Source organism: Actinacidiphila cocklensis (genome assembly GCF_907177275.1).
Taxonomy (GTDB): domain Bacteria; phylum Actinomycetota; class Actinomycetes; order Streptomycetales; family Streptomycetaceae; genus Actinacidiphila; species Actinacidiphila cocklensis.
Genome location: NZ_CAJSLV010000119.1, coordinates 1 through 14,834 on the forward strand (window position 1 = coordinate 1; position 14,834 = coordinate 14,834).

At 72.7% G+C, this 14,834-nt stretch carries 12 protein-coding genes; 9 read left to right on the top strand and 3 right to left on the bottom strand.

All coding sequences use genetic code 11. From position 1 onward, the window contains the following. Window positions 1–426: 426 nt before the first annotated feature. The 5 genes from NFU81_RS39045 (at window position 427) to NFU81_RS39065 (ending at window position 6,118) form a co-directional block, all read left to right on the top strand. Window positions 427–615: a hypothetical protein gene (locus NFU81_RS39045; RefSeq protein WP_251501587.1), complete on the top strand. Its 189-nt coding sequence runs from the start codon at window positions 427–429 to the stop codon at window positions 613–615. A gap of 276 nt (window positions 616–891) precedes the next feature. Continuing rightward, the gene (locus NFU81_RS39050; protein ID WP_251501590.1) at window positions 892–1,590 is read left to right on the top strand and encodes a PadR family transcriptional regulator; all 699 of its coding nucleotides are present in this window, start codon (window positions 892–894) and stop codon (window positions 1,588–1,590) included. A 155-nt stretch (window positions 1,591–1,745) separates the two neighbouring features. Beyond that, window positions 1,746–2,588 (top strand): ABC transporter ATP-binding protein, encoded by an 843-nt coding sequence (locus NFU81_RS39055; protein WP_251501593.1) that lies wholly within the window; start codon window positions 1,746–1,748, stop codon window positions 2,586–2,588. After that, a complete protein-coding gene (locus tag NFU81_RS39060; RefSeq protein ID WP_479688513.1) occupies window positions 2,585–5,509 on the top strand; it encodes an FtsX-like permease family protein in 2,925 nt (974 codons plus the stop codon). Before NFU81_RS39055 ends, NFU81_RS39060 begins: the two co-directional genes overlap by 4 nt. Window positions 5,510–5,554: 45 nt before the next feature. Then, a complete protein-coding gene (locus NFU81_RS39065; RefSeq protein WP_274036880.1) occupies window positions 5,555–6,118 on the top strand; it encodes a bacterial proteasome activator family protein in 564 nt (187 codons plus the stop codon). A gap of 152 nt (window positions 6,119–6,270) precedes the next feature. Here the strand turns inward: NFU81_RS39065 and NFU81_RS39070 are convergent, their stop codons facing one another. Continuing rightward, window positions 6,271–7,989: a Stk1 family PASTA domain-containing Ser/Thr kinase gene (locus NFU81_RS39070; RefSeq protein ID WP_251501595.1), complete on the bottom strand. Its 1,719-nt coding sequence runs from the start codon at window positions 7,987–7,989 to the stop codon at window positions 6,271–6,273. 286 nt (window positions 7,990–8,275) lie between these two features. Here NFU81_RS39070 and NFU81_RS39075 point away from each other — a divergent pair, with 286 nt between their 5' ends. Further along, a complete protein-coding gene (locus NFU81_RS39075) occupies window positions 8,276–9,871 on the top strand; it encodes a protein kinase domain-containing protein (protein ID WP_251501598.1) in 1,596 nt (531 codons plus the stop codon). Between the two features lie 38 nt (window positions 9,872–9,909). Here the strand turns inward: NFU81_RS39075 and NFU81_RS39080 are convergent, their stop codons facing one another. Together NFU81_RS39080 and NFU81_RS39085 are read right to left on the bottom strand one after the other, a co-directional pair. Further along, window positions 9,910–10,953 carry a phosphotransferase gene (locus NFU81_RS39080; protein WP_422665399.1) on the bottom strand — a complete coding sequence of 348 codons (1,044 nt, stop codon included), beginning with the start codon at window positions 10,951–10,953 and terminating at the stop codon, window positions 9,910–9,912. Window positions 10,954–11,091: 138 nt separating this feature from the next. Then, window positions 11,092–11,754: a response regulator transcription factor gene (locus tag NFU81_RS39085; RefSeq protein ID WP_251501606.1), complete on the bottom strand. Its 663-nt coding sequence runs from the start codon at window positions 11,752–11,754 to the stop codon at window positions 11,092–11,094. A 466-nt stretch (window positions 11,755–12,220) separates the two neighbouring features. On the opposite strand from NFU81_RS39085, the gene pdhA reads away from it, so the two are divergent. From pdhA to NFU81_RS39100, 3 genes are all read left to right on the top strand, one after another. Continuing rightward, the gene (pdhA, locus tag NFU81_RS39090; RefSeq protein WP_251501608.1) at window positions 12,221–13,402 is read left to right on the top strand and encodes a pyruvate dehydrogenase (acetyl-transferring) E1 component subunit alpha; all 1,182 of its coding nucleotides are present in this window, start codon (window positions 12,221–12,223) and stop codon (window positions 13,400–13,402) included. A 2-nt stretch (window positions 13,403–13,404) separates the two neighbouring features. Continuing rightward, the gene (locus NFU81_RS39095) at window positions 13,405–14,382 is read left to right on the top strand and encodes an alpha-ketoacid dehydrogenase subunit beta (RefSeq protein ID WP_422665398.1); all 978 of its coding nucleotides are present in this window, start codon (window positions 13,405–13,407) and stop codon (window positions 14,380–14,382) included. A gap of 18 nt (window positions 14,383–14,400) precedes the next feature. Next, on the top strand, window positions 14,401–14,834 hold a 434-nt coding region (locus tag NFU81_RS39100; protein WP_285833830.1), incomplete at its 3' end, for a biotin/lipoyl-containing protein.

A 14,834-nucleotide genomic window follows, 5' to 3' on the forward strand; every position in this document is an offset into this window, starting at 1 on the left:
GGTGCGGTCCGCCCGCCGCTGCCTCCGCCCGGCGGGCCGCTGCCCCCAGGACCCGGCCCCGCGATGCCGCCGGAGCCCGATCGGCCGGGCAGCCCCGCGCGTCCCGTACCGCCGAGGCCGTCCGCACCTGTCGTGCCCGGTCCGCCCGTCCACACCGGCATGCCTGCCACGCCGCCACCCCCTTCACCGCATTCGCCTGCCTCTTCCCGCCCGCCCGCCCCGAAGCCGGCCGGTCCCGCACAGCCGCCGGTATCCGCCCCGGCCCCGGGCCACGCGGCGCCGTCCGGCGCCGGGGCCGCGCCTCTGCACCCGCCGGCCCGCCCGTCCGCGACGCCGACCGCCGGGAGCGCGCACCCCTCCGGGCACGCCTACGAGCAGCGGCGCCCGCTACCCCACCGCGGCTACACCGGCCGAGCGCCCTCGCTCGTGCCCGACGCGGAGGAGTCGGGGCCGGCGTCTGCCCCGCCCGCCACCTCGGGAGTGGGGCAGCAGGAGCCGTCGGACCCCTCCTACGCACCCGGCCACCGCGTACGCAGGGTGCTCCCGCTCGGGGTGGGGATGACGCTGGTCGGGCTGGGGCTCGGCTTCCTCGGCCTGCGCCTCCGCCGCTCCTGACCACCACCAGGACCACCCCCCGACCAGCTCGCCCGTACTGCTTCCCCTGTGCGCCCGCCCGCGCCCACGCACGTCGCGCGGGTGCCCGCCCGCGTCCGCACGCGAGACCACCGGCGCGTTCGCTCGTGACGGCGAGTGACCGCTCCTGTTCATGATTGCCTGCCGCCGGGCGTTCCGAACCCGCGACGCTATTCGACCACTCGTTCGAGTGAAGCCTTGCGCGATCCCGCCGATCAGCCTTGCCTGCGCCGACCTTACTGGGTATACATACTCAGTATGTCGATCCGTCACGGCCTGCTGGCCCTCCTCGAACGGGGTCCGCGCTACGGCTATCAGCTGCGCACCGAGTTCGAGTCGCGCACCGGTTCCACCTGGCCGCTCAACGTCGGGCAGGTCTACACGACCGTCGCGCGACTGGAGCGGGACGGCCTGGTCGTCCCCGCGGGTGAGGACGAAGCGGGCCACGCCCTCTACGCCATCACCGAGGACGGCAGGGACGAGCTGAGGCAGTGGTTCGCCACCCCCGTCGACCGGGCCAACCCGCCGCGGAACGAACTGGCGATCAAGCTCGCGATGGCGGTCGGCTCGCCAGAGGTCGACGTGCGCTCGGTCATCCAGGCCCAGCGCGCCCACACCATCCGGGCGATGCAGGACTACACCCGGTTGAAGGGACAGGCGCTGGAAGCGGCGGCCCGCCGGCCGGGGGAGTTCGACCCGGACGACGTGGCCTGGCAGTTGGTCCTCGACCAGCTGATCTTCCAGGCCGAGGCGGAGGCGCGCTGGCTCGACCACTGCGAGACCAGGCTCGTACGGCTGGCCCCGCAGGCCGCGGTCGCAGAAAGCCGCAAGGCCCCCGCGGCCGACCCCGCCGACCCCGCCGACCCCGCCGACCCGGCGGACGGCGGACGGAAGCCGGGCGCCGCGCAGGACGGAGGGCTGCGCGGCGCCCTGAGACGCTCCCGCCCCCGGCGCTGACCAGCCGGGAGCGCTGAGCGGCAGGACCGCAGCGAGGCGCAGGAACAGCAGGACAGCAGCAAAAGCAGGAACGGCACGAGCAGCACGAACGGCACACGCAGCGCGAACAGTCCGGACCGACCGGCCCGGGCCTGAAGTAGGGGGAAGCAGTTCTGATGTCCAGCCAGCCCACACCACCGGCCGAACCGCACGACCCGTCGCACCCGGCGAGCACAGGAGCGGGCCGCGGCCCCGGCGCCACCGCGCCCACCGCGTCCGCGGAGCCCGACCGCACCGCGGAACCCGTCCTCAGCCTCGAAGAGCTGACCCGGGTGCACGGCACAGGTGCGGCCGAGGTGCACGCGCTGCGCGGCATCAACCTGGACGTGCACCCGGGGGAACTGGTCGCGGTGATGGGGCCGTCGGGGTCGGGGAAGTCCACCCTGCTGACCATCGCGGGCGGCCTGGACCTGCCGACGTCGGGCCGGGTCGTGGTCGAGGGCACCGATCTGACCACCGCGAGCCGCAAGGACATAGCGGCACTGCGCCGGCGGAGCATCGGCTACGTCTTCCAGGACTACAACCTGATCCCGGCGCTCACGGCAGCTGAGAACGTCGCACTCCCCCGCGAGCTGGACGGTGTCGGCAGCCGCAGGGCGCGCAGGGAAGCCCTGGTCGCACTGGAGGAGTTCGGGCTTGAGCAGCTCGCCGACCGCTTCCCCGACGAGATGTCGGGCGGCCAGCAGCAGCGAGTGGCGATCGCCAGAGCGCTGGTGGGGGACCGCCGGCTGGTGCTCGCCGACGAGCCCACCGGCGCGCTGGACTCCGAGACCGGTGACGCGGTGCTCGCCCTGCTGCGGTCCCGCTGCGACGCGGGGGCGGCCGGCATCCTGGTCACGCACGAGCCGCGGTTCGCGGCCTGGGCGGACCGGGTGGTCTTCCTGCGGGACGGCTCCGTGGTCGACATGACACTGCGCTCCTCCGCGGAGTCGCTGCTCGCGGGCGGAGCGGCCCAGTGACCGGGCGGGCGCGGTCCGGCGTGCCCGGGGTCGGCCGGCTGCACGCCTGGCGCGCGGCGATCAGGATCGCCCGCAGGGACGCCGTGCGGTTCAAGGGCCGCAGCCTGCTGGTGCTGGCGATGATCGCGCTGCCGATCATGGGTGTGAGCGCGGCGGACGTGACCATCCGCAGCTCGCAGCTGACGGCCGCGGAGAAGGCCACCAGGGAGTTCGGCACCGCCGACGCCCGGCTCAGTGACGCGGGCCAGGGCCCGCAGCCGGTGTACCAGGAACCGACGGGCGAGGGCGTCGTGCCGGTGCAGGAGAACGCCGGGAAGAAGGGGCTGACCCGGACGGTCACCGTCACCGGGGACGACGGTTCGACCACCACTGTCTCCAGCGGGGAGAGCGATCCGGTCGATCCGCTGGTGGCGCTGCCCGCCGGCGCCCGCAGCCTGAGCGATGCCTCCACCTATGCGCCGGTCCGGACGAAGTACGGGCTGCTGGACGTCGACATCAGGGAGTTGAAGGCGGTCGACCCGCTGGCTGCGGGGATCACCGAGCTGGACCGGGGCCGGTTCCCCGCGGCCCAGGACGAGATGGCCGCGACCAACGGCTTCCTCAAGTCCAGCGGGTTGCACGTGGGTTCACGGGTGACAGTGCGCGGGCTCGACCGGTCCTACCGGATCGTCGGTGCCTACGACCTGCCCAGCGAGCTGGACGCAGAACAGCTCAACGCGCTGCCGGGGGCCTTCATCGCGCCCTACGAGGCGGTGCGGGGCGAGGCGGAAGGGATCATGGAGCCCAGCAAGCCGACCTACCTGGTCTCGGTGGCGGGTGACTTCACCTGGGACATGGTGAAGCAGGCCAACACCCTGGGCGTCGAGGTCGATTCACGGGCCGTCCGGCTGCACCCGCCGGCCAGGGCCGATGTGCCGATCTACCGGACCGGGTTCGGCAGGAGCTCGCTGGTGTATGACGGCGGGGACGTCCGGGCGAAGGCCATCGCCGCGGGGGTGACGATAGGCGGACTCAGCATGCTGGAGATCTGCCTGCTGGCCGGGCCGGCGTTCGCGGTCGGGGCACGCCGCTCGCGGCGCCAGTTGGGCCTGGTGGGTGCCAACGGCGGTGACCGCAGGCACATCAGGGCGATCGTGCTCTCCAGTGGCCTGGTGGTCGGCGCGGCGGCGGCCGTGGTGGGCACGCTGCTCGGCGTGGCCGTCACCGTGCTTCTGCGCGGGACGCTGGAGCGCTACGTCGGCCAGCGGTTCGGCGGACTGACGCTGCGGCCAATGGAGTTGGCGGGGGTCGGCGGGCTCGCGGTGCTCACCGGGGTGCTGGCGGCGGTGGTGCCGGCGATCGGTGCCTCCCGGCAGAGCGTGCTGGCCTCGCTCACCGGGCGGCGCGGGGTGCGGCGGGCGAACCGCATGCTGCCGATCGTCGGCGTCTTCTTCCTGGTTCTCGGCGTCACCGTGGTCTTCTACGCGACGATGCACAACGACAGCAGTTACACCGCGGCGCTGGGCGCGGCGCTGGCGGAGCTCGGGCTGGTGATGATGACCTCGGCGATCGTCGGGGCGTTCGGCAGGCTCGGCCGGTGGCTGCCGCTGGCACCGCGGCTGGCGCTGCGGGACGCGGTGCGCAACCGGGGGCGTACGGCTCCGGCGGTGGCGGCGGTGCTCGCCGCGGTGGCCGGCTCGGTCGCGGTCGCGACCTATGCGGCCAGCCAGGCGCAGGAGGACCGGCAGTCGTACACGGCGGAGCTGCCGCGCGGGGAGGTCGCGATCGGGGGGTACGGCGAGGAGGCGGGTGACCTCGGGCCGCTGCGTGCCGCGGTGCAGAAGAACTATCCGGTCACCGGCCGGGTGGACGTGTCCCGGCTGTACGTGGGGCCGGCGTCCTGCACCAGGCAGGTGGGTGCGCCGGGTTGCGGGCGCGTCGACCTGGTGATGCCGCCGGCCAACAGGTGCCCGTCCGACGGTCCGACGGGCGCCGCGCGGCTGACCGTGGCGCAGCGCGAGGCGCTGGTGCACGACTGGCGGTGCATCGGGCCGGGCCATCCTTCGGCCATCCCCATGGACGACGGTGTGCTGGTGGGCGGTCCCGCGGTGCTGCATGTGCTCGGCGTACGCGACGGCGCCGCGGAGCAGGCGCTGGCCCGCGGCGAGGCGGTGCTGTTCAACCGGGCGTACGACGAGCACGGCACCCTGAAACTGATGGTGATAGCGGACGTGACGAAGGAGCCGCAGGACGGCTCGGAGCCGACCGGGCCGGTGAAGACGCTGGCGGTCCACCTGGCGCCCGCGCAGGAGCCCTACGGGGTGACAGCCGTCGTACCGCCGCAGGCGGCGGCGTCGCTGGGCCTCAGGACCACACCGCTGGGCTCGTACTACACCACCTCGCAGATGCCGAGCGGGGCGCAGCGGCAGGCGCTGAACAGCGACGTGGCCAAGATCGGTACCAGGGCGACGGTGTATCTGGAGCGCGGCTACGTCGGCGACGACAACCTGATCCTGCTGGCACTCACGCTCTTCGCCGGGGTGGTCACGATCGGTGCCGCCGGAATCGCGACGGGGCTGGCGCAGACTGACGCGGAGCCGGACCTCAGGACACTGGCGGCGCTAGGCGCGGCGGGGCGGGTGCGGCGCACGCTGTCCGGCTTCCAGTGCGCGGTGGTCGCGGCGATGGGGGTGGTGCTGGGCTCGGTGGCGGGGGTGCTGCCCGCGATCGCCCTGCGGCGCAGCGACCTGCACCAGCGCTGGGCCACGTACCACCGGGCGATAGACATGGGCTGGGGCGTCATGGGCGAGCCGCGGGTGCCGGTGGTGGTGCCGTGGGGCACTCTGGTGATGCTGGTCGTGGCGGTGCCGCTGGGTGCGGGACTGCTGGCGGCGCTGGTCACCCGGTCCCGTCCCGAGCTGGGAAGGCGGGCCGAGGGATGAGGGGGCACGGACCCGGCGGGGGCGGGGGTGCGGGACAATGGCCACATGGAGATGCCGATGAACGAACGGTCGCCGGATAGCTCGCAGAATCAGCAGGTCCTGGTCGTCGGGCCGGACGGAATGGCCCTCGGGGCCGCTCCGGGCGCTGACGGCGAGGAGGGCCGCGAGATCCCGGTGACGGAGATGGTCGAGCAGCCGGCGAAGGTGATGCGGATCGGCAGCATGATCAAGCAGCTCCTGGAGGAGGTGCGGGCAGCACCTCTCGACGAGGCCAGCCGGGTGCGGCTCAAGGAGATCCACACCAGCTCGGTGAAGGAGCTGGAGGCGGGTCTCGCGCCGGAGCTGGTGGAGGAGCTGGATCGGCTGTCACTGCCGTTCACCGACGACAGTGTGCCCAGCGAGGCGGAGCTGCGGATCGCCCAGGCGCAGCTGGTGGGCTGGCTGGAAGGGCTCTTCCACGGCATCCAGACCGCGCTGTTCGCCCAGCAGATGGCGGCCCGTGCGCAGCTTGAGCAGATGCGGCGCGCGCTGCCGCCGGGTGCGCTCGACCATGACGAGGAGCAGGACGCCGGTCACCCGGGTTCGCGCTCTGGCGGCCCCTACCTGTAGGCCGCGGTGACGCGGGGCCGGCCGCCGGTGTGCGGCCGCCCCGCACTCCGGGCGCACCGCACCCCCCCCGGCGCACCGGAAGGCGCGGCCCGGGATCAGGAGCCGGGGATCAGGCGCGGGGGATCAGGAGCCAGGACCCAAGTGCCCGGGGATCAGCTGGCGCCCTTGCCGGTGGACACCCAGATGGTGATCTTCTGCCCGGAGTTGATGTCGAAGTCGTCCAGGTCCTTGGGCGACTGGTCGGTGATGGTGCCCTTGCCCCACTGCTGCTCGTCCATGTCCTTGATCTCGTAGGGCCAGTTGGCGGCCTTCATGCAGGCCACCGCCGAGTCCACGTATATCGAGGTGAAGTCCGGCATCGTCATGATGTTGGGCTTGCCCGGGTTGATCAGGTCGTTGTGGGCCTTGGTGCACTCGGTGGCCTCGATGGTGCGGCTCTGGTCGCCCTGCACGACGTTCTCGGTCGGGGCGGCCGTCGGGGAGTCGGACGTGGTGACGGTCGGGTTGTCCGTCGGGTTGTCCGTCGGGTCGGACTCCGGGTTGCCGCCACCTCCGGACATGGCGACGATGACCGAGACGACGACGATCACGGCCACGGCGGCGACCGCCGCGCCCACGATCAGCGGGGTGTTCCGCTTGCGGCCGCCGCCACCGGGACCGGGACCCATGCCGCCACCGGGCGGCCGGCCGCCCATGTGCTGCTGCGGCATCGACTGCATGGACGGCGGCGCGCCCATGCCGTAAGCGGTGCTCGGCGGCGGGGTCTGCGGGGCGCCGCCCTGCTGCGGGTAGCCGTAGGCGGAGGGCGGCGGGGTGGTCGGGCCGAAGCCCTGCTGCTGCTGCGGCGGCGTCGGGGCGTACGGGGTGTGCAGCTGCGGAGGCGGGGTGTGGACCGGCCCCTGGGGGGAGGGGAAGACGGAGGCGGCGACGCCCTCGCCGCGGTTTCCTGACACGGCGTCGCCGGATATCAGCGGCATCGTGTTGCGCGTGGTGGCCGCGAGCACCCGGTCGGTCTCGTCGTGCATGGCGTCGGCGGTCGGGAAGCGCTCGGCCGGGTTCTTGCGCAGGGCGCGGGCGACCAGGGCGTCGGCGGCCGGGGTCAGGGCGCGGTTGAAGGAGCTGGGGGCCGGCGGCGTCTCCTGGACGTGCTGGTAGGCCATCGCCAGCGGCGAGTCGGCGTCGAACGGCAGCCGCCCGGTGAGCAGTTCGAAGAGCATGCAGCCGACCGAGTAGAGGTCGGAGCGCTCGTCGACGCCCCGTCCCAGGGCCTGTTCGGGCGACAGGTACTGCGGGGTGCCGACGACCATGCCGGTCTGGGTCATCGAGGTGACCCCGGACTGCATGGCGCGCGCGATGCCGAAGTCCATGACCTTGACGATGCCGCGCCGCGTGATCATCACGTTGCCGGGCTTGATGTCCCGGTGGACCAGGCCCATTTCGTGGCTGACAGCCAGCGCGGCCAGCACGTCGCCGGCGATTTTCAGCGCTTTGTCGGCCGGCATGGCGCCGTGCTGGGCGATGTCGGCGGCCAGGACGTCGCCGAGCGGCTGGCCCTCGACGTACTCCATGACGATGTAGGGGACGACCTGCCCGTCGATCGTGTCCTCGCCGGAGTCGAAGACCGACACGATGTTGGTGTGGTTGAGCTTGGCGACGGACTGGGCCTCGCGGCGGAAGCGCTCCCGGAAGGACTGCTCGTGGCCGAGATTGGTGTGGAGGGTCTTGACGGCCACCGGCCGGTCCAGCACGGTGTCATGTGCCAGGTGCACCGACGCCATGCCGCCTTGGCCGAGCAGGTCGCGCAGTACGTATCGCCCACCGCCGACCGAGCGTCCCGTGTACCCGCCGCCCTGCGTGGCGTCCCCGCTCATCAGTACCGCTACCCCCATGAAAGTCCAACGGGAAGACACACGTCCCCGAGCTTGCCCGCCAAGTCTGGCTGATCGCGCGAGCACGTCAAGTTCGTTGACCATCTCGTCACCTGATGCGCATCGGGTACGCACAGAACGCGGAACTTTCGCAAGTATCAGGATCGGCGCGTCAAACCCGGGTAAGCGCTGGGTCGTGGGCAGACGAGCGCCGTGGACGGCGGCCGAAAAGCGGTACGGTGGCGCACCAGACGAAGCACGAAGCGATGGCGAACGACGGCGAGGACTGATGGTCGACCCGAACGAGACGGCCGACGGCAGCAAGGCGTCCACCACTGCGCGGGAGGCTTCAGGCGAGTCCTCCGGCCAGTGGGGCGTGGGCTCCTTCGTCGGCGAGGGCCGCTACCGGCTGACCGGGCGGCTGGGCCGCGGCGGTATGGCCGAGGTTTTCGCGGCCGAGGACGTACGCCTCGGCCGGATCGTGGCGGTGAAGCTGCTGCGCGGCGACCTCGCGGAGGACCCGGTCTCCAAGGCGCGCTTCACGCGTGAGGCGCAGGCCGTCGCGGGCCTGAACCACCACGCCGTCGTGGCCGTCTACGACTCCGGCGAGGACAGCACCGCGACCGGCACTGTCCCCTACATCGTGATGGAGCTGGTCGAGGGCCACACGATCAAGGACCTGCTGACCGGTCCGACCCCGCCGCCGGTCGACCAGGCGCTGCTGATCGTCTCGGGTGTCCTGGACGCGCTCGCGTACAGCCACCAGCACGGGATCGTGCACCGGGATATCAAACCGGCCAATGTGATCATCACCACGGGCGGCGCGGTCAAGGTCATGGACTTCGGCATCGCGCGCGCCCTGCACGGCGCCGCCAGCACCATGACGCAGACCGGCATGGTCATGGGCACCCCGCAGTACCTCTCGCCCGAGCAGGCGCTCGGCAAGCCCGTCGACCACCGCAGCGACCTCTACGCCACCGGCTGCCTGCTCTACGAACTGCTGGCGCTGCGCCCGCCCTTCGTCGGCGAGACCCCGCTGTCCGTGGTCTACCAGCACGTCCAGGACGAACCGCGGGTCCCCTCGCAGATCAGCGACCGGGTGCCGCCCGAGCTCGACGGCATGGTGCTGCGGGCGCTGGCCAAGCAGCCGGAGGACCGCTTCCAGAGCGCCGACGAGATGCGCGGCGTCGTCGGCTACGCACACCAGGCGCTGACCCAGCAGGGCGGCTGGACCGGCGGGACGTGGAACACCGGCGTGGTGACCGCGGTCCTCCCGCAGTCGCCGCGCGCCGGCGGATCGCACCACCCGGACGGCCGCAGCGGCAGCACCGCCGAGCTGGGCCTGCCCCTGGTCCCCGGCGTCGTCGGCGGCGCCGACAGCAGGGGCAGCGGCTACGACGACGGCTACGGCGGCGGGCACGGTTCGGGAGGCGGCCAGGGCGGCAACCGCTGGCTCAAGCCGGTGCTCTTCGCCGTGGCCGCGGTGCTGGCCGTGGTGCTCGGCGTCTACCTGGCGACCAAGCCCAGCGACCACGGCGGCGGCGACACCCCCGCCGACACCAAGCAGTCGGCATCGGTGGGGCAGACCGACAGCCAGCCGACTGATTCGCAGCCGACGGACGAGCCCACCGGCGACGACCCGACGAACGACACCGGCGGCGAGCCGAGCACCGGCCCGACCACGCCGACCGCGACCCCGTCGACCAGCGCCCCGACGACGACCCCGTCGACGAGTGCCCCGCCCACCACCAACCCGCCCACGACCAACCCGGCGACCACCAAGCCGGCGACCACGCCGCCGACGAAGGACACCACTCCGCCGACGCCCACGGACACGCCGAGCGGCACGAGCGACCCAGGAGACACCGCAGGCACATCCGGCTGACCCCGGCCGGCCCGGAAGGCCCGCGCGGAGAGCCCGCACTACCCCGCGAACGCGTCGAGCACCGCCTCGTACTCCCCCGTCCACCACACGGCCAGCGCCGACGCGGCGGGGAAGAGCGGGTCGGAGCGGCGGTCGAGGCGCTCGTAGCGCCAGTGCAGCATCCAGAAGTCGTTCAGCCGCTCCCACCACACCCGGTGGACGGCGGCGGCGACCTCCGCCTCGCCGGCGCCCGAGGCGAGCCGGTACGCCCGTGCGTAGGCCCGTACCTTGCGCAGGTCGAGGCGGCCGTCGGCCGGGTGGACGAAGAAGATGGCGGCGGCCCGTACGGCCTCCTCGGCGCGCGGCTGGACGCCGAGCCGGTCCCAGTCGACGATCGCGGCGGGTTCGTCACCGCGGTAGAGCAGGTTGAGCGGGTGGAAGTCGCCGTGCACCCAGCCCTGGACGCGGTCGTCGGGCGCGGGGTCGGGCGGCCGGCGGTGGGCGTGCCGCCGCAGCAGGTCGCCGCGCTCGACCAGCCGGTGTTCCGCGTGCCCGTCGAAGTCGTCGTGCGGGTGGTGGGCGCGGACCAGGGCGAGCAACCGGGCGATGTCGGCGTGCGTGCGGTCGGGGTCGGCGCTGGGGCGCGGGCCTGCGGCGGGCGGCGGCTGGACGCGGGCTAAGCCGGTGTGGACGCGGCCGAGCAGGGTGCCCAGCCGGCGGGACTGCCCGGCGGTCAGCTCGGTGCCCTCGCGGTGGGTCCCGTCGATCCAGGGGAAGAGCGCGTAGCCGTCGCCGCCGAGCACGGTCACCGTACGGCCGTCGGCGTCCGGGAGCGGGGCCGCTGCGGGCAGGCCGAGCCGGGCCAGGCCCCGGGTGGCGCGGTGCTGGCGCGCGATGAGGGCGGGTGCGGCGGTGTCGGCGGAGATGTACTGCTTGAGGAAGTAGCGGCCCGTGGTGGTGGTCACCCGCCATCCCCGGTTGAGCAGCCCCCGGGGGACGGCCTCGCAGGTCAGGGGCTCGCCCGCGTCCTCGTACCGATGCAGCAGGGCGGTCAGCGGAGCCCGCGCGTGCGGCTCGGTCGCCGTGCCTGTCACGTGCCACAGCGTAGATCACCAAGGGGGGCCGTCCTGGCGCGGTGGCGCCACCCCGCCTTGACCTGCTAAGGGCACCCTTACGGCCGCCCCGACGCCTCGAACCTGGCGCCTCGACCCCGCGACCCCGCGACCCCGCGACCCCGCGGACTACGGCATCGGCCTGGTCAGCCGCGCGGCGTACGCCTCCGCCTGAGTGCGCCGCTCCATGCCGAGCTTGGCCAGCATCCCGGACACGTACTTCCTGACGGTCTTCTCGGCGAGCCCGGTGTGCTCGCCGATCTGCCGGTTGGTGAGGCCTTCGCCGATCAGGTCGAGCAGCCGCCGCTCCTGGCCGGTCAGCTCGGCGTGCTGCTCCTCGTGCTCGCTGCGGGCGCCGCCCTCCCTGAGGCGTTCGATGACCTGGGCGGTGGCGACCGGGTCGAGCAGCGAGTGCCCGGCGGCGACCTCGCGCACCGCGCTGATCAGGTCGTCGCCCCTGATGACCTTGGGGACGTAGCCGGACGCGCCGGCCATGACCGCGTCGAAGAGGGCTTCGTCGTCCGCGAAGGACGTGAGCATCAGGCACTTCACCGACTGGTCGTGGGAGCGGATCTCCCGGCAGGCCTCGACGCCGCTGCCGTCCGGCAGCCGTACGTCCAGGACGGCGACGTCCGGATGCGCGTCGGGGACCCGGTCCATCGCCTCGCCGGCGCTGGCGGCCTCGCCGACGATCTCGATCGACGGATCGACGGAGAGCAGGTTGTTGACGCCGCGGCGGACCACTTCGTGGTCGTCCAGGAGAAAAACCCTTATGTGTCCGTTTTCGCTCACGTGCCAAGCCTCGCACTCCCCGCCCGGGTGTGCCTCCCGCGGCGGAGCCGCACCCACCCCGCCACCGACCCCGCCATCTGCCCCGCCACCCGCCGCGGCCCCCCGGGCGGCCCCTTACGTATGTCCGGCATCCGAGATACGGTGCCGTTGTCCCGGTGGCCTGCGACAACAGGTCGACCCGGCAGGCCGACACCGGCCGGGTTGCCCGCCCGGAAGTGCCGCGCCCGCGAATTTACTAGGAAATCCAAGCAAAACCGCAGGTCGGACGGCTTCGCGCGAATGCGGGACTTCTGGGTAACGTCTGTATTGCAGGCCTTCGCCGGGACACTGTCACGCCTGGCTCGGCCATGCCGCACACACCCCGTGCGTCCCGCCGGACCAGGTGCGCCGCCCCCTCGACATCGTGGGGGAGGCCCCATCCTGCTCCCCGGCAGATCCCGGGGGCCGGACAGACGGAGGAGCGAACGTGAGCGTGAAGAGCACTGCCGCTGGGGGTTCCCCCGCTAAGAGCAGGGGGCGGACGACGACCCGCGGCACCGCTGCGAAGCGCCGTGCCGGCGAGCCCGGGCTCGTACAGCTGCTGACCCCCGAGGGCGAGCGGGTCGAGCACCCGGACTACGCGATCGACCTGACGCCGGAGGAGCTGCGCGGGCTGTACCGCGACATGGTGCTGACCCGGCGTTTCGACGCCGAGGCGATCACCCTGCAGCGGCAGGGCGAGCTGGGCCTGTGGGCCTCGCTGCTCGGCCAGGAGGCCGCACAGATCGGCTCGGGGCGGGCGACCCGTCCCGACGACTACGTCTTCCCGACGTACCGCGAGCACGGCGTGGCCTGGACGCGCGACGTGGACCCGCTGAACCTGCTGGGGATGTTCCGAGGTGTGAACCACGGCGGCTGGGACCCCAACGAGAACAACTTCCAGCTGTACACGATCGTGATCGGCTCGCAGACGCTGCACGCCACGGGTTACGCCATGGGAGTGGCCAAGGACGGCGCCGACGCCGCCGTCATCGCCTACTTCGGCGACGGCGCGTCGAGCCAGGGCGACGTCGCCGAGGCCTTCACCTTCGCCGCGGTCTACAACGCGCCCGTGGTCTTCTTCTGCCAGAACAACCAGTGGGCCATCTCCGAGCCGACGGAGAAGCAGTCCCGGGTGCCGATCTACCAGCGCGCGGCCGGCTACGGCTTCCCCGGCGTCCGGGTCGACGGCAACGACGTGCTCGCGGTGCTGGCCGTCACCAGGGCCGCCCTCGAACACGCCCGCAGCGGGCAGGGCCCGATGCTGGTCGAGGCGTTCACCTACCGGATGGGCGCGCACACCACGACCGACGACCCGACCCGCTACCGCAGCGACGAGGAGCGCGAGGAGTGGGCGTCCAAGGACCCCATCGCCCGCCTGCGGACCTACCTGGAGCGCGAGGGCCTCGCGGACGAGGCCTTCTACGCCGAGATCGACACGGAGAGCGACGCTCTGGCCAAGCGGGTGCGCGAGGGTGTGCGGAACATGCCGAACCCCGGCACCATGGCCATCTTCGAGAACGTCTACGCGGACGGCAGCGCGCTCGTCGACGAGGAGCGCGCGCAGTTCGCCGAGTACCTGTCGTCCTTCGAGACCGGGGACGTCGAGACCGCGGGAACGGGGCACTGATCATGACCCAGACGATGGCAGTGGCCAAGGCCCTCAACGAATCCCTGCGCAAGGCGCTGGAGAACGACCCCAAGGTCCTCATCATGGGTGAGGACGTCGGAAAGCTCGGCGGTGTCTTCCGCATCACCGACGGCCTGTACAAGGACTTCGGCGAGGGGCGGGTCATCGACACCCCGCTCGCCGAGTCGGGCATCGTCGGCACCGCGATCGGCCTGGCGCTGCGCGGCTACCGGCCGGTGGTGGAGATCCAGTTCGACGGCTTCGTCTTCCCCGCGTACGACCAGATCGTCACGCAGCTGGCCAAGATGCACGCCCGCGCGCTCGGCAAGATCAAGCTGCCGGTCGTCATCCGCATCCCCTACGGCGGCGGCATCGGCGCGGTCGAGCACCACAGCGAGTCGCCCGAGGCGCTGTTCGCGCACGTGCCCGGCCTCAAGGTGGTCTCGCCCTCCAACTCCTCCGACGCGTACTGGATGCTCCAGCAGGCCATCGAGTGCGACGACCCGGTGATCTTCTTCGAGCCGAAGCGGCGCTACTGGGACAAGGGCGAGGTCGACGTGGCCGCGCTGCCCGGCGACCTGCACCGGGCGGTCGTCGCCCAGCAGGGCACGGACGTCACGCTCGCCGCGTACGGCCCGATGGTGAAGGTGTGCCTGGAGGCGGCGGCCGCGGCGGCCAACGAGGGCCGTAGCCTGGAGGTCGTGGACCTGCGCTCGCTCTCGCCGATCGACTTCGACACGATCGAGGCGTCGGTGCGCCGCACCGGCCGGCTGGTGGTCGTGCACGAGGCCCCGGTCTTCTACGGTGCCGGCGCCGAGATCGCCGCCAGGATCACCGAACGCTGCTTCTACCACCTCGAGGCGCCCGTGCTGCGGGTCGGCGGCTTCCACGCCCCCTACCCGCCGGCCCGCCTGGAGGAGGAGTACCTGCCGGGCCTGGACCGCGTACTCGACGCCGTCGACCGCGCGCTGGCGTTCTGAGGGAGAGTTGTGACGACCATGACCGTACAGGCACAGCGCTTCCGCGAATTCCGGATGCCGGACGTCGGCGAGGGCCTGACCGAGGCCGAGATCCTCAAGTGGTATGTGGCGGTGGGCGACACCGTCACCGACGGCCAGGTGATCTGCGAGGTCGAGACGGCCAAGGCGGCCGTCGAGCTGCCCATCCCCTACGACGGGGTGGTCAGCGAGATCCGCTTCGACGAGGGCACGACGGTGGACGTCGGTACGCCGATCATCGTGGTGGACGCCGGGGGCCCGGAGGAAGGCCAGGCCGAGGCGGCCGCGCCGGCCGCCGAGCAGCCGCCGGCAGCCGAGCCCGCACCGGCGCCCGCCGTCAAGCGGGAGGCGGTGCTGGTGGGTTACGGGGTCGCGCCGTCCTCGACGACGCGCCGCCCGCGCCGGCCGGCGGCGCCCGCCGCGCCGGTCAACGG

Coding starts and splice junctions, on each gene's coding strand:
- NFU81_RS39065 (WP_274036880.1), top strand. CDS start 5,555: ATGGAGATGCCGATGAACGAACGGTCGCCGGATAGCTCGCAGAATCAG.
- NFU81_RS39055 (WP_251501593.1), top strand. CDS start 1,746: ATGTCCAGCCAGCCCACACCACCGGCCGAACCGCACGACCCGTCGCAC.
- NFU81_RS39075 (WP_251501598.1), top strand. CDS start 8,276: ATGGTCGACCCGAACGAGACGGCCGACGGCAGCAAGGCGTCCACCACT.
- NFU81_RS39095 (WP_422665398.1), top strand. CDS start 13,405: ATGACCCAGACGATGGCAGTGGCCAAGGCCCTCAACGAATCCCTGCGC.
- NFU81_RS39050 (WP_251501590.1), top strand. CDS start 892: ATGTCGATCCGTCACGGCCTGCTGGCCCTCCTCGAACGGGGTCCGCGC.
- NFU81_RS39070 (WP_251501595.1), bottom strand. CDS start 7,989: ATGAGCGGGGACGCCACGCAGGGCGGCGGGTACACGGGACGCTCGGTC.